The sequence below is a fragment of the Streptomyces sp. NPDC050619 genome, from assembly GCF_040654815.1.
Taxonomy (GTDB): Bacteria; Actinomycetota; Actinomycetes; order Streptomycetales; family Streptomycetaceae; genus Streptomyces.
Window position 1 is genome coordinate 111,715 of the sequence record NZ_JBFAIR010000029.1, and the last position, 20,587, is coordinate 132,301.

Below are 20,587 nucleotides of genomic sequence, written 5' to 3' on the forward strand. Positions count from 1 at the left end.
GCAGTGTTACGGAGCACACGTGTGCGTTTCGCATGAGCACGATCAGGGCGAGGCCGCGCAGGCCGGTGCCGGAAGACGCGGGTTCCTGCGGGCGACGGCGCTGCTGGGCGCCGCCGCCACCGCCGGTCTCGCGCTGCCGGCCACCGCCGAAGCCGCGGTCTCTTCGGCGAGCTGGCGGCCGGACCCGGACAGCCGTCGCTTCACCCTCGCCGTCATGCCCGACACGCAGTACCTCTTCGACGGGCCCAGCATCAACAAGGCACCGTTCGAGGCGTCCCTTCGCTACCTCCTGGAGCACGGCGAGGACAAGAACATCGTCTTCCTGTCCCACCTCGGCGACCTCACGGAGAACGGCGCCCAGGCCGAAGTCACCGCGATCAGCGAGGCGTTCGGGCTGCTGGACCGGCGCGGCGTCGGCTACAGCGTCCTGGCCGGCAACCACGACGTGAAGTCGTCGACCGACGACCAGCGGGGCCCGACGCCGTACCTGAACGCCTTCGGGCCGCAGCGGTTCCAGGGCAAGCCGACGTTCGGCGGCGCCTCCCCGGACGGCTACAACAGCTTCCACCTCTTCAAGGCGGCCGGCCGGGAGTGGATGGTGCTCGCGCTGGACTGGCGGCTGTCGGCGAAGGGGTACGCCTGGGCCAAGCAGGTCATCGCCCAGCACCCGAAGACTCCGGTGATCCTCACGACGCACGAGCTGGTCGTCGCGGACGACAGCCTCTCGGAGCACGGGCAGGAGCTGTGGGACCAGCTGATCGCGGACCACGACCAGATCTTCCTCACCCTCAACGGGCACGACTGGCCCGCCGGCCGGGCAACGCGCGAGAACGCCGCCGGGAACGACGTCCACCTGCACCTGACGAACTACCAGAACCGCTACTACGGCGGCGCGGCGATGATCCGCCTCTACCACTTCGACCTGGACCGGAACGTCATCGACGTGGAGACGGTCTCCCCGTGGATCCTGGGCCGGGCGGCGAAGGGGCTCAACGAGCTGGAGCGCCAGGAGATCGAACTCAGCGGCGACGCCGACCGGTTCTCCGTCGACATCGACTTCACGGACCGCTTCGCCGGGTTCGCCCCGGTGGCCGCGCGCGCGGCACGCCCCGCGTCGAAGATCCTGCTCCCCGGCACGGTGGCCTACTGGCGCTTCGACGGGCACGACGACGGAGCCGCCGTGACCGGCACGGTCCGTGACCTGTCCGGGCGCGGCAACGACCTCACCCTGGTGACCTTGGGCGGCTCCACCCTGAACTGGTCCTCCGACCATCATCCGGACCAGCCGGGCCACGGCAGCCTGGAGTTCCACGGCTTCAAGTCCCCGCTGAAGGGCGCCTACCTGCGCACGATCGACGGCGCGCCCCTCAACTCGGCTACGTTCAAGGCCGGTTACACCGTCGAGGCCTTCTACCGCCTCCCCGCCGACTGGGACGAATCCCACAACGCGTGGGGCGGACTCGTCAGCCGCACCGGCACGGGCGGCGCCGCGGGCAAGACCGCCGACGACCCGGACGAGCCGCTGGCCACGCTCTCCCTGTCCGGCGGCCCCGGCCCGCAGTGGGCGGTGCGCCCGCTCAACCAGGAGGGCATCGCCACGAACTGGGGCGACGAGACGGCGCGGGAGGTGTGGTGGCACGTCGCCGTCGTCAACGACGGCTCCCACACCACGATGTACGTCCAGGGCTGCCCCGTCGCCCGCAACCCCACCGCGCGCTCCGTGGGACTCACCTCGGTCGGGCTGCCGTGGCTGCTGGGCGGCTACGAGTACGGCGGCAAGATCGACCAGATCATGTACGGCCGGCTCGGCGACGTCCGGATCGTCGAACGGGCGCTGCCCGTCACGTCGTTCATGACCCACTGACCCTCTTTCCGAAGGAGCAACCATGAACGAGCAGCAGCTTCCCGTCTGGGCCGACCCGTCCGTCTCCGCCTCGGATCTCGATCCGCAGGGCGTCTCCAGACGCCAGCTCATGCGCCGCGCGGGCCTGTTCGGCGCCGCCTTCGCGCTCGGTTCGACGGCCGTCCCCGCGGCTGCTTCGGAGCAGCGCTACGGCGGCAACGACCCCCGCCTCGCCTACCTCGTGGGCGACCACCACGTCCACTCCGTCTACAGCCACGACGCGAAGTACACGTTCGACCAGATCGCCCAGGGGGCCGCCAAGTACGGCCTCGACTGGATGGTGTTCAACGAGCACTCCAACTTCGGGCACGCCAAGTACGGCGCACAGATGGAGCACGAGGAGATCCTCAAGGCGCGCGCCCAGAACCCGCGCCAGCTGATCTTCCAGGGCCTGGAGTGGTACATCCCGGGCGCCGAGCACTGCACGATCTTCGCGGCGCCGGGCCGGCACGAGGTCGACCTGCTCACCCAGTTCGAGCTGGCCTACGACGGCAAGCTGCTCGGCTTCACGGCGGGCGGTCCCACCGACCCCGACACGCCCCGCAACGAGGCGCACGCCGTCAAGGCCATCCAGTGGCTCGCCGAACAGCGCCGCACCGGATACGTCGACGACGTGCTGGTCTTCGCCAACCACCCGTCCCGCCTGGGCATCGACTCCCCGCACGAGATGCGGGGCTGGCGGGACGCGGCCCCCGAGATCATGATCGGCATGGAGGGCGCGCCCGGTGCGCAGGGCGGCGGCATCCCGGGCTGGGTCGGCTCGGGCCAGCAGCGCGGCGAGTACACCAACAAGCCGTCCGCGAACTCCTGGCCCGGCTATCCGGAGAACGCGTACGTCCTGTACGGCGGCTTCGACTGGATGACGGCGACGGTCGGCGGCATGTGGGACGCGATGCTCGCCGAGGGCAAGCTCTTCACGATCACCACCAACTCCGATGTGCACCGGGTCGTCTTCGACACCTGGAAGAACGGCGACTGGGCCCCGGGGCAGAACTTCGACAACACCGGGCACATCCCCGACCCGGTGAACACCGACACCGAGCAGCCGGGCGGCGACTTCTGGCCCGGCCAGTTCAGCCGCACCCACGTGGGCGTGACCCGCTACGGCTACCGCGCGGTGATGGCCGGCCTGCGCGCGGGCCGGGTCTGGCTCGACCACGGGCATCTGCTGGACGGTCTCGACGTACGGCTGAAGCGTGAGCGCGACTTCGGCCCGGGCGTCACGCTCGGCAACCGGCTGCGCGTCCGCAAGGGCGACAAGCTCGCCCTTGAGGTCACCGTGACCACCGCCTCGCGACCCAACTCCCAGGGAATCCTCCCCGAGTTGGCGCATGTGGACGTGATCCGGGGCGCGGTGCGCGGCCCGGTGGCCGACCGGGACACCTGGCAGGCGCCCGACACCAAGGTCGTCCGGACGACGGACGTGTCCGGCCGCAAGGGGACGTACACCCTGAGTATCCCGGTGACCGCCGGCGACGAGTCCTTCTACGTCCGCCTGCGCGGCAGCGACGGCAACCGCCTCGGCACGGGCTATCTGGGCGCCTCCATCGACCCGCAAGGACCGATCCCCCACGTGCCCGGCGACGGTGACCCGTGGGCCGATACATGGTTCTATTCCAACCCTATCTTCGTCGACGTGGCAGGAGCCTGAGAGCCTGATGAAGCGCCAACTGCTCACCCTCGCCTGCTTATTAAGTGCCGTCACGCTCGGTGCGGGCACGGCGTCGGCCGCCGGTGCCCCGCACTGGGCGCAGACCGGCACCGCCTACACCGACACCCTCGGCGGCGGCCAGGGCCTCGCCGGCCGCGCGGACGGCTCACTGCTGTACCGCGGGCTGGCCTCCATCCCGCTTGACCTGCGCGTCAAGGGCTGGAACCACATCGGTGACCCGGACATCGCGCGTGGCCACGTCTTCGACGCCTATCAGGGCGCCGACACGGCCACGTCCAAGATGTTCGCGGTCACCACCCCGGCCGGGAAGCGCTACGAGTACGTCCATCAGCTGAGCCCGGGCGAGAAGGTGAACAACTCCTTCGCCACCGTCTCGCCCGACGGGCAGTGGCTGGTGTCAGGGGAGTGGGGAGAGCAGAACAGACTCCAGGTCTTCCCCGCTCCCCTGCTCAACCCGTCCACTCCCCCGACGGGCGGCGACCTGAAGGAGGCCTCGCAGATCACGCTCGACAAGCCGGTGCGCGACATCCAGGGCTGCGACTTCGTCACCGGCACCCGGCTGTTGTGCGTCTCGAACGACGCGACGGGCTCGCTCTTCCCCCAGATCAGGCCGCTGCTCCAGGTCGACCTCCCGCACCGGTTGGACGGGCAGCCGGTCACCGGCAAGGTCACCAGCCTGTTCGCGCTGCCGCAGCGCAGCGTGTGCACGGGCACCTTCGAGGCGGAGGGCGTCGACTACGACACCGGCAGCGGCACCCTGCGCACGCAGATGATCCCGCCGGGGGTGTGCGCGGTGACGACGGCTGTCCACTCGTACCAGCAGGTCACGGACTGACTCACTGATCGGCCGGAGGTACCGTGGGCCGCGTGACCACGGAAGAGTCGCTGCGGCCCCAGTCCCTCATGCTGACGTTCCTGGGCGACCAGGTGCTCGGCCGGGACGTCTGTGTGTACTCGGGCAGTGTCATCGACGTGTTCGCGCGCGCCGGGGTCGGCGAGCAGGCGACGCGTTCGACGCTGACCCGGATGGTGAACCGCGGTCTGCTGCGCCGCCAGCGCGAGGGCCGCCGGATGTACTTCGGGCTGACCGAGCGTTCTCGGGCCGTGCTGCGCGACGGCGAGCGGCGGATCTGGCAGACCGGCGCGGTCAACCGGCACTGGGACGGCACCTGGACCCTGCTCGGTTTCTCACTGCCGGAGTCCTGGCAGCGCCAGCGCCACGACCTGCGCTCCAAGCTCACCTGGAGCGGCTTCGGCCCCCTGTTCAGCGGCCTGTGGATCGCGCCCGGCGAGGTCGACGTGTCGGCGCTGGTGGCCGAGCTGGGCCTGTCCGCCCATGTGAAGGTCTTCCGCGCGCACGCCGACTCCGGCATGGACATCGGCGCGATGATCGAGGAGACCTGGGAACTGGCCGAACTGGCCGCGCGCTACGAGGAGTTCGTACGGCACTGGCAGCCGTGGGAGACCCGGCTGCCGGACGCCGACGACGCGCTCGCGCTGCGGCTGCGGCTGTCCGCCGAGTGGCTGCGGATCATCCGCCGCGACCCACGACTGCCGGTCAGGCACCTGCCGGACGACTGGCCGGCGGACCAGGCCGAGAAAACGTTCCGGACGGTGCAGGAGCGGTTCGCCCCGCTCGCCCAGGATGCCTCGCGGCGCCTTCTCGACCTTGTTCCCGCGCGCGCGGATCAGGCGTAGAAGCGGGACAGGCTCTGCAGCACGGCCGCCGGCTTCGCACCGCCCTCGATCTCGATCGCGCCGTCGACGGTGATCTGCACGCCGCCCTTAACCTCCTCGACCTCGGCCAGCTTGGCAACCAGCCGGATGCGGGAGCCCACCTTCACCGGGGAGGGGAAGCGCACCTTGTTCAGGCCGTAGTTGACCTTCGTCGTGACCCCCTGGACGTCCAGCAGCTCGGTGAACAGCGGGATGAAGAGGGAGAGGGTGAGGTAGCCGTGCGCGATGGGGGCGCCGAAGGGGCCCGCGGCGGCCTTCTCGGGGTCCACGTGGATCCACTGGTGGTCGCCGGTCGCGTCGGCGAAGGTGTCGATGCGCTCCTGCGTGACCTCGATCCACTCACTGGTGCCCAGGTCGCTGCCCGCGAGCTTCTTGAGTTCGTCGAGGCCGTTGACGGTGATGCTCATGTGGCTTTCCTTAGCTGGGAGTCGAAGGTCAGGAGTGGTTGCCGAAGCGCTTGCGCACCCGGGACTTCAGGAGCTTCCCGGAGGCGGTGCGCGGGAGTTCGTCCGCGAGCACCACCGACTTCGGGATCTTGTACTTGGCGAGCCGGCCGGCCAGGGCGGCCAGCACCCCGTCGGGGTCGAGCGAGGCGCCCTCGCGTGGGACGACGACCGCGCGCGGCACCTCGCCCCACTTGTCGTCGGGCACGCCGATGACCGCGCACTCGACGATGTCCGGGTGGGCCAGCAGCAGGTCCTCGATCTCGGCGGGGTAGATGTTCTCGCCGCCCGAGATGATCATGTCCTTGATGCGGTCGACGATGTGGACGTAGCCGTCCTCGTCGATCCGGGCCGCGTCCCCGCTGCGGAACCAGCCGTCGCTGAAGGCGGCGGCCGTCTCCTCGGGCAGCCCCCAGTAGCCGGGCATCACGTGCGGCCCGCGCACCACGACCTCGCCGGTCTCGCCGATGTCGACCGGAGCGAGGTCGGGCCGCACGACCCGTACGTCGCTGAAGAAGTGCGGCACACCGGCCGACCCCGCCTTGCTCACGGCGTGTTCGGCGTCCAGGAACAGCGTCCCGGGGGCCGCCTCCGTCATGCCGTAGCCCTGGAGGAAGGTGAGGCCGCGCTCCTGGTACGTGGCGATCATCGGGGTCGGCACCGGGGAGCCGCCGCAGGTGAGGATCCGCAGGGACGACAGGTCGGCGTCCTTCCAGCGCGGGTGCCGGGCCACCTGGTCGAACATCGTCGGCACGCCGAACATGAAGGTGATCCGGTGCCGTTCGATCAGATCGAAGGTGGCCGCCGGGTCGAAGGCCTCGACCAGGACACACGTACCGCCCTTGAGCAGCACGGGCAGGGTGAGCATGTTCAGCCCGGCGGTGTGGAACAACGGGGCGGAGACCAGGGCGCGTTCGTCGGCGATCAGGTCGTGGTCGATGAGGACGTTGACCGCGTTCCACGTCAGGTTGCCGTGCGTGAGCATCGCGCCCTTGGGGCGGCCCGTCGTGCCCGAGGTGTACATGATGATGCAGGTGTCGTCGGGGGCGACCGGCTCGTCGATCGGCTCCGCGCCGGCCCCGGCGAGCGCCTCCTCGTATTCGGCGCCGACCTCGACGTACGCCCGCACGTCGGTGCTGCCCGGCAGCCCGGCGACCAGGCCCTGGAAGGCGGGGCCGTAGACGAGCGCCTTGGCGCCGGAATCGGCCAGCTGGTAGGCGATCTCCGGGCCGGCGAGGCGGGTGTTGAGGGGGACGAAGACCGCGCCGAGGGTGCCCGCCGCGAACAGCGTCTCCAGGTAGGAGGGGTGGTTGAAGCCGAGGTAGGCGATCCGGTCGCCGCGCCGGATGCCCCGGGCGCGCAGGGCGTGGGCGAGGCGGGTGGTGCGTGTATGCAGTGTGCGGTAGTCCGTGGACACGTCGCCGTGGATCAGGGCGGTGCGGTGCGGGGTCTTGCGGGCCCGGCGTGCGGGCCAAGACCCCAGTCCCTCGTTGCGCATCTTCGCGCCCCTTACGTTGTGGTCACTTAGGTTGTCGTCACTTACGTCTTGGTCAGTCCGAGCAGGCGGGCGGCGTTCTCCTTGAGGATCTTCGGCCGGACCTCGTCCTTGATCGACAGCTTCGCGAAGTCCGCGAGCCAGCGGTCCGGAGTGAGGACGGGATAGTCCGAGCCGAAGAGGACCTTGTCCTTCAGCAGCGTGTTCGCGTACTGCACCAGCTGCGGCGGGAAGTACTTCGGCGACCAGCCGGACAGGTCGATGTGCACGCCCGGCTTGTGCGTGGCGACGGCGAGGGCCTCGTCCTGCCAGGGGAAGGACGGATGCGCCAGGATGATCTTCAGGTGCGGGAAGTCGGCCGCCACGTCGTCGACGTGCAGCGGGTTCGAGTACTTCAGGCGGATCCCGCCGCCACCCGGCACTCCGGCGCCGATGCCGGTCTGGCCCGTGTGGAACAGGGCGATCGTCCCGGTCTCCTCGATCACCTCGTAGAGGTCGTAGGCCACCGAGCGGTCGTTGGGGAAGAAGCCCTGGACGCTGGGGTGGAACTTGAAGCCCCGCACCCCGTACTCCTCGACCAGGCGGCGGGCCTGCTTGACCCCCGCCTTTCCCCGGAAGGGGTCGATGGAGGCGAAGGGGATCAGCACGTCGGCGTTGGCCGCGGCGGCCTCCGCCACCTCCTCGTTCGGGACCGGCTGCGTACCGGTCGCGGACTCGGCGTCCACCGTGAAGATGACGGCGGCCATCTTCCGCTCGCGGTAGTAGGCGGCCGTCTCCTCAAGGGTCGGCTTCCGCTTGCCCTCGACCTTGAAGTAGGCGGAGGAGGCGTCGTGCAGGTCGTCGTCCAGCGAGGAGTGGCCCTTGGAGGACACCTCCGCGTGGGTGTGCACGTCGATCGCGACGAGATCCTCGACGTTGAGGGTCGTCATGCTCAGGCCTCCGGGAACTTGGGAGCCGGGATACCGACCGTCTGGAGTTCCGCGCCGACCGAGGTGGGGAAGGCGGCGGCCAGGGTCTCGGGGGTCCAGCCGCCGTCGGCGTAGGCCGCGCTGATCTCCTGCGGATGCGACCAGAGTGCCACTTTGTCGCCGCCGATGCCGATGGCCTGGCCGGTGATGGAGCGGGCGGCCTCGGAGGCGAGGAAGGGGACGAGCGCGGCGCAGTCCTCGGGAGTGCCGAAGCCCTCGCCCTTGCGCAGGAAGTCCGGCAGCGGCGCGCCGTCCTTCATCGCCTCGATGTACGGGGCGAAGGCGGGGATGGTCTCGGTCATCGCCGTCGCGGCGACCGGCACGATCGCGTTGACGGTGATGCCCGCGCGGCCCAGCTCCATGGACCAGGTGCGGGCCATGGCGGCGATGCCGGCCTTGGCGGCGGCGTAGTTCGTCTGCCCGAAGTTGCCGCGCTGCCCGGCCGGCGAGCCGACCAGGATCAGGCTGCCGCCCTCGCCCTGCTCGCGCATGCGGACCGCGGCGGCCCGGGCGCAGGTGAAGGTGCCCTTGAGGTGGGTGGTGATCACCGCGTCGAAGTCCTCGTCGGTCATCTTCCACAAGACCTTGTCGCGCAGGATGCCCGCATTGGTGACGAGGATGTCCAGCCGGCCGAACTCCTCGACCGCCCGGCCGACCAGCCGGTCCGCCGCCTCGGCCGTACCGACCGCGACGACCTCGGCGACGGCCGTGCCGCCCGCCGCGGTGATGGACTTCACGGCCTGCTCGGCCACGGCCTCGTCGATGTCGTTGATCACCACGGACGCGCCGTGGGCGGCCAGGGCGTGCGCGTAGGCGAGGCCGAGGCCCCGGCCACTGCCGGTGACGACGGCGGCCTTGCCGGTGAGATCGATGCTGGGCACGGGTGGGTCCCTTCATGGAGATGCGGCTACGAGATCGAAGCTAAGAGCAATAATTGTTGACGTCAATAGTTGTCGATGACCTTCGGCTGAGTCATGCTGAAATCTCCTCGAAGGAACACGAAGGAAACCGCCCTTCCTTCAGGCCGAGACCAGGGAGCCCGCCATCACCCGCCAGGACGCCACGAACCCCACCCCCATCGACGCGGACGAGCCGTGGATGCGCGGGCTGCACGCGGACACGGGCTACCTGCTGTACCGCCTGGGGCTGCGCTCCGGACAGTTGTTCAACACGTTCCTTCAGGAGTCGGGCCTGCGGCTGCGCCACTACGCGGTACTGCGCTTCCTCGCCACCTCGGAGGGCGCGCTCCAGCGCGAGCTGAGCGCCCACCTCGGCTACGACCCGAGCGCGATAGTCGGCCTGGTCGACGATCTGGAGAAGCAGGGCTTCGCCGAGCGCCGGCCCTCCCCCGCCGACCGGCGCAGCCGGATCGTCGTCCTGACCGAGGACGGCCGCGCCTTCCTGCGGGACACCGACTCGGCGGGCCGGCGCGTGACCAACGAACTCGTCGGCCCGCTGGCTCCCGCCGAGCGGGAGACTCTGCACACCCTGCTCCTGCGCATCACGGAGTCCGCACCCAGCTGATGTTGTGCAAGTTATTGACGGCTGCATGACTTGTGCCTAACTTCACCGAGGCGCCGGTGAAGTCCCCCACCGGTGGCGCCCCCACGGCATCGGCATCAGGGAGCTCATCGTGCAGCCACCCCATACGTCCGCCCGTCAACCGTCCCCGGACCATCGGCAGTTGCGCCGCGTCGCGCTGTCCGGACTGCTCGGCACGGCAGTGGAGTTCTACGACTTCCTCGTGTACGGCACCCTCGCCGCGCTCGTCTTCGGCGACCTGTTCTTCCCCCGGGCCGACCCCGCGGTCGGCACCATAGCGGCCTTCGGCACCTTCGCCGCGGGCTATGTGGCCCGCCCGCTGGGCGGCATCGTCTTCGGCCACTTCGGCGACCGGATCGGCCGCAAGTCGATGATGCTGGCGACCATGACCCTGATGGGCTGCGGCAGCTTCCTGATCGGCGTGCTGCCGACCTACGACGCGATCGGCGTGTGGGCCCCCGTCCTCCTGGTCGCCCTGCGGGTCGTCCAGGGCCTCGCCATCGGCGGCGAGTGGGGCGGCGCGACCCTGATGATCGTCGAGCACGCCGAACGGACCCAGGGTGACCGGCGCGGACTGTGGTCCAGCTTCACCCAGCTCGGCGCCCCGCTCGGCTCCGTGCTGTCGGCCGGGATGGTCACGCTGGTCTCCGCCCTCCCCGACGACGAATTCCGCTCCTGGGGCTGGCGGGTGCCGTTCCTGCTGAGCATCGTCCTGCTGGCCGTCGGCCTGTTCGTCCGCCTCAAGATCGCGGAGAGCCCGCTGTTCGCCCAGGTGAAGCGGGAGCCGCTCGACAAGCCGCCCGTCTTCGAGGTGCTGCGCCGCCCGAAGCCCGTGCTGCTCGCCGCCTGCGCCGGCATCGGCGCGTTCACCGCGCAGTCGCTGCTGACGGGATTCATGATTTCGTATGCGGTCGACCACGGGTACAGCCGTTCGCAGGTGCTCACCGCCGTGACCGTCGCCTCCTGTGTGGCGCTGGCCGTGCTGCCCGCCGCCTCCGCGCTGTCCGACCGGGTCGGCCGCCGCCCGGTGGTCCTGGCCGGTGCCATCGCCTCGGCCGCGCTCGCCTTCCCGGTACTGGCACTGGTGAACACCGGCTCCCCGGGCCTGCTCATCCTCGCCCTCGTGCTCGGCCACGGCATCGCCCAGTCCACGATGTACGGCCCGCTCGGTGCCCTGATCACCGAGATGTTCGGCACCCGCGTCCGCTACACCGGCGCCTCCCTCGGCTACCAGGCGGCGACCCTGGTCGGCGCCGGGTTCTCCCCGCTGATCGCGAGCAGCCTCCTGGCCTCGAACGGCGGCGGCAGCACCCCCGTCTCCCTGCTGCTGTGCGGCGGCGCGGCGATCACCGCGCTCACCGTGTGGCGGATGCGCGAGACGAACTCCGACCCGCTCGACTCCCCCGCCACCCGCTCCACCACCCCCACACCGGAAGGAACTCCCCGATGAAGGCCCCCACCCGCACCGCCTTACTGGTCCTCGCCCTGTGCGCCACCACCGCGCTGCCGACCCCGGCGCAGGCAGCCACCGACGCCCACCTCGAAGGCCAACTCCCCTCGGGCGCCGCCTACTTAATGGACGTACCCGCCGACTGGAACGGCACCGTCCTCCTCTACAGCCACGGCTACCGCCCCGCCGGCTCGCCCAACCCGGCCCCGAACTCCCCCGACCGGGAGAACGAGAACAAGGCGACGAGCACCAAGCTCCTCGCCGAGGGCTACGCGCTCATCGGATCCTCGTACGCGACGACCGGCTGGGCCGTCACGGAAGCGGTGCCCGACCAGCTCGCCACGCTGGACCTGTTCACCCAGAAGTTCGGGCCGGCCCGGCGGACCCTGGCCTGGGGCACCTCGTACGGCGGCCTGGTGACGACAGCCCTGGCCGAGCGGCACGCCGACCGCTTCGACGGCTCGCTGTCGATGTGCGGGCTGGTGCAGGGCGGCGTCGCCAACTGGAACAGCACGCTGGATCCGGTGTTCGCCCTCAAGACCCTGCTCGCCCCGGACGCGGACATCCCGCTGACCGGGTTCGCCGACCAGGCGGCCGCCGTCGGCGCGGCGAACACGCTCACCACGAAGGTCGCCGCCGCCCAGCAGACCCCCGCCGGCCGCGCCCGCATCGCCCTGGCCGCCGCCCTGCACAACATCCCCGGCTACAACGACCCCACACAGACCGAGCCGGGCCCGACCGACTGGGACGCCCAGCAGGCCAACCAGTACACCGCCGTCACCGGGCTCCTCCAGCGCCCCGCCTTCTCCTGGCGGCAGGAGGCGGAGAGCCGCGCCGGCGGCAACCCGTCCTGGAACACGGGCGTCGACTACACCGCCATGCTCGGCCGCTCCCCGCTGTTCAAGGAGGTGACCGAGCTCTACCAGAAGGCGGGGCTCTCGCTGCGCGGCGACCTCACGGCCCTGAACGGCGCACCCCGTGTCTCAGCGGACCCCGCCGCCGTAAAGTGGATGCGTCAGACGAGCGCCTTCACGGGCCGGCTCACCGATCCCCAGCTGAACATCCACACGACCGGCGACGCGCTGATCCCGGTCCAGGCCGAGAGCGCCTACCGGCGGGCCGCGACCGCCGCCGGAGCGGGCAGGCTGCTCAGCCAGGCCTACGTCGACGGCCCCGGGCACTGCGCCTTCAACCCGGGCGAGATGCTCGGCGCCCTGCACACCCTGGAGCACCGACTGGACACGGGACGCTGGGACACCTCGCCCGCCACCCTCAACTCCCGCGCCCAGCAGGAGGATCCGACGACCGAGGCCCGTTACGTCGCGTACGCACCGGCCTCCTACCCCCGCCCCTACGACCGCGCACACCCGGGAGACGCCCGGCCATGACCGCCCTCCCCCACTCCCGACGCCGCTCGCGAGGGGGCACCCCGACCGCGCCCGACCGGCTGCTGTCCGTCCTCGCCGCGTTCGACCACGAACACCCGGCGCTGAGCCTGACGGACATCAGCCGGCGGGCCGGTCTGACCCTGACCACCACGCACCGCCTCGTGGGCGCCCTCACCGAGTGGGGCGCCCTGGAGCGGGACGAGTCCGGCGTCTACCACGTCGGACTGCGGCTGTGGGAGGTCGCGGCGCTGGCCCCGCGCGGGCTCGGCCTGCGGCAGGCCGCGCTGCCGTACCTGGAGGACCTGTACGAGGCCACGCACGAGAACGTGCAGCTGGCGGTGCGCGACGGCGCGGAGGTCGTCTACATCGAGTGGATCTCGGGCCGCTCGGCGGTCGGCGTGCACATCCGCGTCGGGGCCCGCTGGCCCCTGCACGTCACCGGCGTGGGACTGGTGCTGCTGGCGTACGGCGACCCGGAACTCCAGGAGGAGTACTGCGCGGGCCCCCTCACCTCGCTCACCCCGCACACGATCACCGACCCGGGCCGGCTGCGCCGGGTGCTCGCCGAGGTACGGCGCTCGGGCGTGGCGGTGAGCGACCGCCAGGTCACCGACGACGCCCTGTCGGTGGCCGCCCCGGTCCGCGGACCGGACGGGACGCTGGTCGCGGCCGTGTCGGTCGTGGTGCCCCAGGCCGGCGCTCAGGTACCGGTGCTGATCCCGGCGGTACGGCTCGCGGCACGCGGGATCTCGCGGGCACTGGGCTGGCAGCCGGAGCGGAGCCGGGCCGGGAGTGGCGGGGCGTAGCCGCCTGGGAGCGCGCTTCAGCACATTCTCGCCTTCATCGGGTTAACTCGGCTGAGGCAGAAGGACTTTCACTGTTACACCTCTTGACGACCGGAGTGACCGAGAGCACATTGGGCGCACTCTGAGAGCGCTCTCAGACCGTCGGCACAACGTCGGTACAACGTCGGTACAGCGCTCTCGAAGGCACCCGCGCACTCCATTCCGTACCCGAGAGGCACCCCCCCATGAGTGAAACCTCCGGTATACCCCGCAGACGGCGGCACCCCCTCCGGCGGGCGCTCATCGCCGTCGTCGGCACGCTGGGCCTCGCGGCGGCCGCCGCCACGGTCGCCTCCCCGTCCGCGAACGCCTCGGCGCCCCCGCCCCCGACGGGCTGGTCACAGGTCTTCCTCGACGACTTCACCGGCGCCGCGGGCACCGGCGTCAACACCTCCAACTGGCAGTACTCCACCGGGACTTCGTATCCGGGCGGCCCCGCCAACTGGGGCACCGGCGAGGTCGAGACGATGACGAACAGCACGAACAACGTCTCGCTCGACGGCAACGGCAACCTCCGTATCACCCCGCTGCGCGACGCGGCCGGCAAGTGGACCTCGGGCCGCATCGAGACCAACCGCACCGACTTCCAGCCCCCGTCGGGCGGCAAGTTGCGCGTCGAGGCCCGCATCCAGATGCCGAACGTCACCGGCACGGCCGCCGAGGGCTACTGGCCCGCGTTCTGGATGCTGGGCGCGCCCTACCGCGGCAACTACCAGAACTGGCCGGGCGTCGGCGAGCTGGACATCATGGAGAACGTCCAGGGCCGCAACACCGTGTGGGCGACGATGCACTGCGGCACCAACCCGGGCGGCCCGTGCAACGAGACGACGGGCCTCGGCAACTCCACCACCTGTCCGGGGAGCACCTGCCAGTCCGGCTTCCACACCTACACGATGGAGTGGGACCGCTCGGCGAGCACGGAAGCGATCCGCTTCTTCGTCGACGGCGTCAACTTCCACACGGTCACCGAGAACCAGGTCGACGCGACGACCTGGACCAACGCCACCGACCACGGCTTCTTCATCATCCTGAACGTGGCGATGGGCGGCGCCTTCCCGGACGCGTTCGGCGGCGGCCTGGACGGCGACACACGCTCCGGCGTCCCCATGGTCGTGGACTACGTCCAGGTGCTGTCGGCCGGTGGGAGCGGTACCACACCCCCGCCGTCCGGCACGCGCGACGCCTATGGCACCCTCCAGGCCGAGTCGTACGACAGCCAGTCCGGCGCCGGCACCGAGACGACGTCCGACACGGGCGCCGGCCAGAACATCGGCTCGCTCGCCAACGGCGACTGGGCCCTCTACAAGGGCGTCAACTTCGGCTCCACGGCGGCCACGCAGTTCAACGCCCGGGTGGCGAGCGGCGCGGCGAGCGGCGTCAGCGGCCTGGTCGAGGTCCGCCTGGACAGCCGTACCAGCACACCGATCGGCAGTTTCTCGCTGGCCAACACGGGCGGCTGGCAGTCGTGGCGAACGGTCCCGGCCAACATCAGCTCGGTCACCGGCACCCACGACGTCTACCTCACCTTCACGAGCGGCCAGCCGGCGGACTTCGTGAACGTGAACTGGTTCAGCTTCGGACGCTGACCAGGCAGCGGGGCCGGCGGACAGGGCGTCCCGCCGGCCCCGTTCGCACCGGGCGGGTGGCGATGGCGTCCTAGACCGCGGTGAAGCCGCCGTCCGCGGCGACCAGGGCTCCTGTGACGAAGCTGGAGCGTGGTGACGCGAGGAAGCACAGGACCTCGGCGATCTCTTGCGGCTGCGCCACCCGGCCCAGGGGTTGGGCGTCGGCGAAGGACGCCAGGTACGCACGGCTGTCGGAGCGGAACGTGTCGAGAAAGTCGGTCTCGATGACGCCCGCGGCAACGATGTTGGCGCGGATGCCCAGTGGCCCGCCCTCGACGGCGAGCACCTTGGTCAGCTGCGCCAGAGCGCCCTTCGACGCGCTGTAGGCGACGCCTTCGGGCAGGGCGACGGTGCAGGTGTAGGAACCGGTGCTGACAATGGCTCCGCCGCCACGGGCCTTCATGGCCCGGAAGGCTTCGCGGGCGAAGAAGAAGGAGCCGCGGGCGTTGACCGCCATCACGGCGTCCCAGTCCTCGGCGGTGGTTTCGGTGACGGGCTTGTTCAGGGTGCGTCCGGCGTTGTTCACCAGGATGTCCAGTCCGCCGAAGGTGTCGACGGCCGACCGCACCGCTCGGGCGGCGGTCTCTTCCCGCGTGACGTCGCCGGTCATCGCCAGGACGCCGGGAAACTCGTCCGGCAGGGACCGGACGTCGGGGCGCAGGTCGACGGCGAGGACGCGGGCGCCGCGGGCATGGAGGAGCGCCACGGTCTCCTTGCCCACGCCCCGCGCGGCCCCGGTGACGAGGGCGACCTTTCCGGTGAACTCGGCGGGTTCGGCGGGTTCGGCGGGTTCGGCGGATGGTGTCGCTGGTGCCATGGTGCGTTCCTTCAAAGCGGGCGATCAGGCGCCACACAGGGCACCTGAATTGCTGTGCGGTCGAGTGTCGAGTGAGGGTCGGGCAGAGCCACGCCCACGTCGGACAGGTCGATGGCGTCCATGAAGCGGGCGGCGCACAGCACCAGCAGTGCCAGGGCACCCGGTGCGGTCGGCGAACGCCTGTCCGCCGTCAGCGACTTCGGCGATGCGCCGGCGGCGGAGGAGTCATGCGTCGGGTCCTGCATCTGGTCCTGCGCCGGAGCGGATCCACTGGTTCGCCGCCTCAAGACGGCTTCTCCTCCCGGTACAGCACGAGGTGCTCGTGGTAGAGCACTCCGTCGCGGATGTCGCCCGTCGCGGTGAACCCGGTGTCGTCGACGTAGTCCAAGTGACTGCCGTTCACCGTGTAGCGGCCTGTGTACGCGCTGCGCCGCTCGCCGCGGGCTTCGTCGTAGCGGCCGTCCGGCAGCAACTCCTGCCGGATGTGACCGTCCCCGGTCACCCACATCCCGACCACGTCGACGTGGTCGCCCTCAGCGGTCCTGGCCATGGCGGACTCCTCTGCTCGGTTGGTGCGGTCGGGTCCTGCTCCACCGAGTCTGGGCAGGTCAACGGCGGTCAACCAGGGCGTGTTCTGCCTGGGTGCGGCACACCCAGGCAGCACGCCGGGCCACGGCCTAGCCTGAACACATGGACGACAACCACCTGGGAGACTTCCTGCGCGCCCGCCGCGCCGGCCTGCGGCCGGAGGACGTCGGCATGGTGAGTTATGGCGCCCGCCGGGTCGCCGGACTGCGCCGCGAGGAGGTCGCCGTCCTGACCGGGGTGAACGGCGACTACTACACCCGCCTGGAACAGGGCCGCGAGCGCAACCCCTCCCCCGAGGTACTCGACGCGCTCGGCCGCGCGCTGCGTCTGGACGCGGATGCCCACGCGCACCTGTTCCGGCTGGCCGGAACCGCACCGAGCGACCGGCCGTCCGTCCACGCCGCCGAGCGGGTCAGTCCGGCGCTGCGCCAGTTGATGGACGGCTACCCGAACACTCCGGCGTTCGTCATGAGCCGGATCCTTGACGTCCTCGCCGTCAACGCCTTGGCCGATGCCCTCTACGCCCCGTTCGAACCGGCGGACAACCTGGCCCGCATGGCCTTCCTCGACCCAGCGGGCCGGCACTTCTACACGGACTGGGACCGGGCGGCACAGGCCACCGTGGCCAACCTGCGGCAGGCAGCCGGCTTCGACCCGGACAGCCCACGGCTGCGCGAACTCGTCGGCACCCTCACGGAGCACAGCGCGGACTTCACCCGCCTCTGGAACGCCCACACCGTGCGCGGCAAGACGCAGGACGCCAAACACTTCCTCCACCCGGACGTCGGCCCGCTCACGCTCACCTACCAGTCTTTCGACGTACGCGACGCCCCCGCCCAGCAACTCGTCATCTACCAGGCCGAACCGGGCAGCCCCAGCGCCGAGGCCCTCAACCTCCTCGGCACCCTCTACGCCACCCGGCGCCAGACCGAGTCCCGTCCCCACGGCTAAGAGACCGCGCGGACACCCGGCCGCCGCACGGCACTAGCGCAGCTCCGCCCGGAACCCCGCCGGTGTCAGGTCCGTGTGCTGATGGAAGAACTTCGAGAAGTTCGCCGCGTCCGGGAAGCCGACCGCCGCGCCGATCCGGCCGATCGGCATGTCCGTGTGGGCCAGCAGCCGTTTCGCCTCCAGGACGACGCGTTTGTCGATGAAGCCCTTGGGGGTCTGGCCGGTGGCGGCCCGGACCGCGCGGACGAGGGTGCGGCGGGAGTAGCCGAGGGCGTCGGCGTAGGCGCTGACGCTGTGGTTGGTGGCGAAGCCCTTCTCGACCGCGTCCCGGAAGAGGGTGAAGGTCGTGTCGTCCTGTTGCCGGGCCGCCTCCGCCGAGCTCGCCGCCAGATGGGCCAGGCGCACCAGGAACGCCGTGAGCGAGTGGCGCAGCACCGAGGTGTGCAGGCTCAGCGGGAGGGTCGTCGTGTCCTCGTACTCGCGCTGGAGCTGGACGAGGGCCGGGCGCAGACCGGCGAGCTGGGGTGCGGACGGGTGCAGCAGGGGCGGCAGGTCGTAGCGGTACAGGCCGGTGGCCTCGACCGTGGCGCGGGGCAGGAAGCCGGGCTGCATGGTCAGGACGGTTCCGTGGTACCCGCTCGTGCGCGAGAAGCGGTGGACCTGCCCGGGGCGGATCCACAACAGGTCGCCGGCCGTCGCCTCGTACTCGGCGAAGTCGATCATGTGGCGTACGGGGCCGTCGTCGAAGAGCATCACGACGTGGAAGTCGATGCGGTGCACGCGCTCCAGCGGGGTGTCCCCGTCACAGGTGCGGCGGTCGCTCATCGGGCCGACCTGCATACCGACTCCACGCACGCTCTGCTCGACCGGGAAGGGGAACGTTCTGATCACGTCCACCCCGCCGTCATCGTCTCCGCCTTGAATGGTTCTGTCTGCCATGTCCTTCTCGCGCCGCCTCGGTCAAGCAGTCCGTGTCCCACTTTCACCACAGGCTGACACACAGCCACCTTCCCTCGTAAAAGTCAGACTTTTAAGTTTGGACACGTCAGACCAGCTACTTCGCTCCGATCGAGGACTTCTTGAAGATGAGCACGCAGACACCGGACAGCTTCGAATGGACCGAACTCGACCGGCGTGCCGTCGATACGGCCCGCGTGCTGGCCGCCGATGCCGTACAGCGGGTCGGTAACGGCCACCCGGGCACCGCGATGAGCCTGGCCCCGGCGGCGTACACGATCTTTCAGAAAGTGATGCGTCACGATCCGGCCGACCCCGAGTGGACGGGCCGGGACCGCTTCGTCCTGTCCCCCGGGCACACCTCGCTCACCCTCTACACCCAGCTCTTCCTCTCCGGGTACGAGCTGGAGCTGGACGACCTGAAGGGCTTCAGGACCCACGGTTCGAAGACGCCCGGTCATCCCGAGTACGGCCACACGGCGGGAGTGGAGACGACCACCGGGCCGCTCGGCCAGGGTGTCGCCAACGCCGTCGGCATGGCGATGGCCGCCCGCTACGAGCGCGGTCTGTTCGACCCGGAGGCTCCCGAGGGCGCCTCCCCCTTCGACCACACCATCTGGGGCATCGTCTCGGACGGCGACCTGGAGGAGGGCATCTCCGCCGAGGCCTCCTCGCTGGCCGGCCACCAGAAGCTCGGCAACCTCGTCTTCGTCTACGACGACAACCACATCTCCATCGAGGGCGACACCGCGACCGCCTTCTCCGAGGACGTGCTGAAACGGTACGAGGCGTACGGCTGGCACACCCAGCGGATCGCGCCTTCCGACGACGGCGACATCGACGTGCACGCCCTGTACGCGGCGCTCAAGGCGGCGCAGGCCGAGACCGAGCGCCCCTCGATCATCGCGATGCGCACGATCATCGCCTGGCCCGCGCCGAACGCCCGGAACACCGAGGCCTCGCACGGCTCCGCGCTCGGCGAGGACGAGGTCGCCGCCACCAAGCGCCTCCTCGGCTTCGACCCGGAGCGGTCCTTCGAGGTGGCCGACGAGGTCCTCGCGCACAGCCGCAAGGCCCTCGACCGGGGCGCCGAGGCGCATGCCGCCTGGGACAAGCAGATCGACGAGTGGCGGGCTGCCCAGCCGGAGCGCGCCAAGCTCTGCGAACGGGTCGTCGCCGGTCAGCTGCCCGAGGGCTGGGAGGACGCCCTGCCGGTCTTCGAGGAGGGCAAGGCGGTCGCCACCCGCGCCGCCTCCGGCAAGGTGCTCCAGGCTCTCGGCGCGATCATCCCCGAGCTGTGGGGCGGCTCGGCCGACCTGGCCGGCTCGAACAACACCACCATCGACAAGACGTCGTCCTTCCTGCCGAAGGGCAACCCGCTGCCGGGGGCCGACCCGTACGGCCGCACGATCCACTTCGGCATCCGCGAGCACTCCATGGCCGCGGAGATGAACGGCATCGCCCTGCACGGCAACACCCGCATCTACGGCGGCACCTTCCTGGTGTTCTCCGACTACATGCGCAACGCCGTCCGACTGTCCGCGCTGATGCAGCTGCCCGTGACGTACGTCTGGACGCACGATTCCGTCGGCCTCGGCGAGGACGGCCCCACCCACCAGCCGGTCGAGCACATCGCGTCGCTGCGGGCCATTCCGGGCCTGAACATCGTGCGCCCGGCGGACGCCAACGAGACCGCCGTCGCGTGGGCCGAGATCCTCAAGCGGCACGCCACCAACCCGGCCCCGCACGGTCTGGCGCTCACTCGCCAGGGCGTGCCGACGTACGCGCCGAACCCGGACGCGGCGCGCGGCGGTTACGTCCTGCGCGAGGCGTCCACCCCCACGCCCGACGTCGTGCTCATCGCCACCGGCTCCGAGGTCCAGCTCGCCGTCGCCGCGCGGGAGCGGCTGGAGGCCGAGGGGGTCGGCACCCGGGTGGTGTCGATGCCGTCCGTGGAGTGGTTCGAGGAGCAGCCGCGCGAGTACCGCGAGAGCGTGCTTCCGCCGTCCGTGAAGGCTCGCGTCGCGGTCGAGGCCGGGATCGGGCTGACGTGGCACCGGTTCGTGGGGGACGCCGGACGCATCGTCTCCCTCGAACACTTCGGCGCCTCCGCGGATGCCAAGATTCTGTTCGCCGAGTACGGCTTCACCGCCGAGAACGTCGCCGCAGCGGCCCGGGAATCCGTGGCCACCGCGCGTGGTTGATC

At 70.7% G+C, this 20,587-nt stretch carries 19 protein-coding genes; 11 read left to right on the plus strand and 8 right to left on the minus strand.

All coding sequences use genetic code 11. The annotated features are described in order from the left end of the window. The first annotated feature begins 19 nt into the window (after window positions 1-19). The 4 genes from AB0I77_RS37350 to AB0I77_RS37365 are packed head-to-tail and all read left to right on the plus strand — an operon-like array spanning window position 20 to window position 5,273. A complete protein-coding gene (locus AB0I77_RS37350) occupies window positions 20-1,864 on the plus strand; it encodes a LamG-like jellyroll fold domain-containing protein (protein WP_363287227.1) in 1,845 nt (614 codons plus the stop codon). A gap of 22 nt (window positions 1,865-1,886) precedes the next feature. Further along, on the plus strand, window positions 1,887-3,554 hold the full coding sequence (locus AB0I77_RS37355; RefSeq protein ID WP_363287228.1) for a PHP domain-containing protein: 1,668 nt from the start codon (window positions 1,887-1,889) through the stop codon (window positions 3,552-3,554). A 7-nt stretch (window positions 3,555-3,561) separates the two neighbouring features. After that, a complete protein-coding gene (locus AB0I77_RS37360) occupies window positions 3,562-4,410 on the plus strand; it encodes a hypothetical protein (RefSeq protein ID WP_363287229.1) in 849 nt (282 codons plus the stop codon). A gap of 32 nt (window positions 4,411-4,442) precedes the next feature. Beyond that, window positions 4,443-5,273 carry a PaaX family transcriptional regulator C-terminal domain-containing protein gene (locus AB0I77_RS37365; RefSeq protein ID WP_363287230.1) on the plus strand — a complete coding sequence of 277 codons (831 nt, stop codon included), beginning with the start codon at window positions 4,443-4,445 and terminating at the stop codon, window positions 5,271-5,273. Here AB0I77_RS37365 and AB0I77_RS37370 read toward each other — a convergent pair. Genes AB0I77_RS37370 through AB0I77_RS37385 form a run of 4 tightly spaced genes read right to left on the minus strand, consistent with a single transcriptional unit; the run spans window position 5,264 to window position 9,099 of the window. Then, the gene (locus AB0I77_RS37370) at window positions 5,264-5,719 is read right to left on the minus strand and encodes a MaoC family dehydratase (RefSeq protein ID WP_363287231.1); all 456 of its coding nucleotides are present in this window, start codon (window positions 5,717-5,719) and stop codon (window positions 5,264-5,266) included. The genes AB0I77_RS37365 and AB0I77_RS37370 overlap by 10 nt on opposite strands. Before the next feature lie 28 nt (window positions 5,720-5,747). After that, window positions 5,748-7,253 (minus strand): long-chain fatty acid--CoA ligase, encoded by a 1,506-nt coding sequence (locus AB0I77_RS37375; protein WP_363287232.1) that lies wholly within the window; start codon window positions 7,251-7,253, stop codon window positions 5,748-5,750. A 41-nt stretch (window positions 7,254-7,294) separates the two neighbouring features. Further along, a complete protein-coding gene (locus AB0I77_RS37380; RefSeq protein WP_363287233.1) occupies window positions 7,295-8,179 on the minus strand; it encodes an amidohydrolase family protein in 885 nt (294 codons plus the stop codon). A gap of 2 nt (window positions 8,180-8,181) precedes the next feature. Continuing rightward, entirely contained in the window at window positions 8,182-9,099 is a 918-nt protein-coding gene (locus AB0I77_RS37385) for an SDR family oxidoreductase (protein ID WP_363287234.1), read from the minus strand. A gap of 217 nt (window positions 9,100-9,316) precedes the next feature. On the opposite strand from AB0I77_RS37385, the gene AB0I77_RS37390 reads away from it, so the two are divergent. The 5 genes from AB0I77_RS37390 to AB0I77_RS37410 all read left to right on the plus strand — a co-directional run bounded on the left by AB0I77_RS37390 (window position 9,317) and on the right by AB0I77_RS37410 (window position 15,029). Next, window positions 9,317-9,742 (plus strand): MarR family transcriptional regulator, encoded by a 426-nt coding sequence (locus tag AB0I77_RS37390; RefSeq protein WP_363287235.1) that lies wholly within the window; start codon window positions 9,317-9,319, stop codon window positions 9,740-9,742. 109 nt (window positions 9,743-9,851) lie between these two features. Then, complete coding sequence (locus AB0I77_RS37395; RefSeq protein WP_363287236.1) at window positions 9,852-11,210, plus strand: MFS transporter; 1,359 nt, start codon at window positions 9,852-9,854, stop codon at window positions 11,208-11,210. Further along, window positions 11,207-12,598, plus strand: a complete 1,392-nt coding sequence (locus AB0I77_RS37400) for an alpha/beta fold hydrolase (RefSeq protein ID WP_363287237.1) — start codon at window positions 11,207-11,209, stop codon at window positions 12,596-12,598. The genes AB0I77_RS37395 and AB0I77_RS37400 overlap by 4 nt, the downstream gene beginning before the upstream one ends. Next, window positions 12,595-13,404: an IclR family transcriptional regulator gene (locus AB0I77_RS37405; RefSeq protein ID WP_363287238.1), complete on the plus strand. Its 810-nt coding sequence runs from the start codon at window positions 12,595-12,597 to the stop codon at window positions 13,402-13,404. Before AB0I77_RS37400 ends, AB0I77_RS37405 begins: the two co-directional genes overlap by 4 nt. 224 nt (window positions 13,405-13,628) lie before the next feature. Then, the gene (locus AB0I77_RS37410) at window positions 13,629-15,029 is read left to right on the plus strand and encodes a glycoside hydrolase family 16 protein (RefSeq protein WP_363287239.1); all 1,401 of its coding nucleotides are present in this window, start codon (window positions 13,629-13,631) and stop codon (window positions 15,027-15,029) included. A 70-nt stretch (window positions 15,030-15,099) separates the two neighbouring features. Here the strand turns inward: AB0I77_RS37410 and AB0I77_RS37415 are convergent, their stop codons facing one another. Genes AB0I77_RS37415 through AB0I77_RS37425 form a run of 3 tightly spaced genes read right to left on the minus strand, consistent with a single transcriptional unit; the run spans window position 15,100 to window position 16,435 of the window. Beyond that, window positions 15,100-15,885 (minus strand): SDR family oxidoreductase, encoded by a 786-nt coding sequence (locus AB0I77_RS37415; RefSeq protein ID WP_363287240.1) that lies wholly within the window; start codon window positions 15,883-15,885, stop codon window positions 15,100-15,102. Between the two features lie 11 nt (window positions 15,886-15,896). After that, complete coding sequence (locus AB0I77_RS37420; RefSeq protein WP_363287241.1) at window positions 15,897-16,172, minus strand: hypothetical protein; 276 nt, start codon at window positions 16,170-16,172, stop codon at window positions 15,897-15,899. Beyond that, on the minus strand, window positions 16,169-16,435 hold the full coding sequence (locus AB0I77_RS37425; RefSeq protein WP_363287242.1) for an Atu4866 domain-containing protein: 267 nt from the start codon (window positions 16,433-16,435) through the stop codon (window positions 16,169-16,171). The genes AB0I77_RS37420 and AB0I77_RS37425 overlap by 4 nt, the downstream gene beginning before the upstream one ends. 140 nt (window positions 16,436-16,575) lie before the next feature. Here AB0I77_RS37425 and AB0I77_RS37430 point away from each other — a divergent pair, with 140 nt between their 5' ends. Further along, the gene (locus tag AB0I77_RS37430; RefSeq protein WP_363287243.1) at window positions 16,576-17,424 is read left to right on the plus strand and encodes a helix-turn-helix transcriptional regulator; all 849 of its coding nucleotides are present in this window, start codon (window positions 16,576-16,578) and stop codon (window positions 17,422-17,424) included. Window positions 17,425-17,457: 33 nt separating this feature from the next. On the opposite strand, the gene AB0I77_RS37435 is transcribed toward AB0I77_RS37430, so the two are convergent. Next, window positions 17,458-18,363 (minus strand): AraC family transcriptional regulator, encoded by a 906-nt coding sequence (locus tag AB0I77_RS37435; RefSeq protein WP_363287244.1) that lies wholly within the window; start codon window positions 18,361-18,363, stop codon window positions 17,458-17,460. 146 nt (window positions 18,364-18,509) lie between these two features. On the opposite strand from AB0I77_RS37435, the gene tkt reads away from it, so the two are divergent. Then, a complete protein-coding gene (gene tkt / locus AB0I77_RS37440) occupies window positions 18,510-20,585 on the plus strand; it encodes a transketolase (RefSeq protein WP_363287245.1) in 2,076 nt (691 codons plus the stop codon). Window positions 20,586-20,587 lie beyond the last annotated feature (2 nt).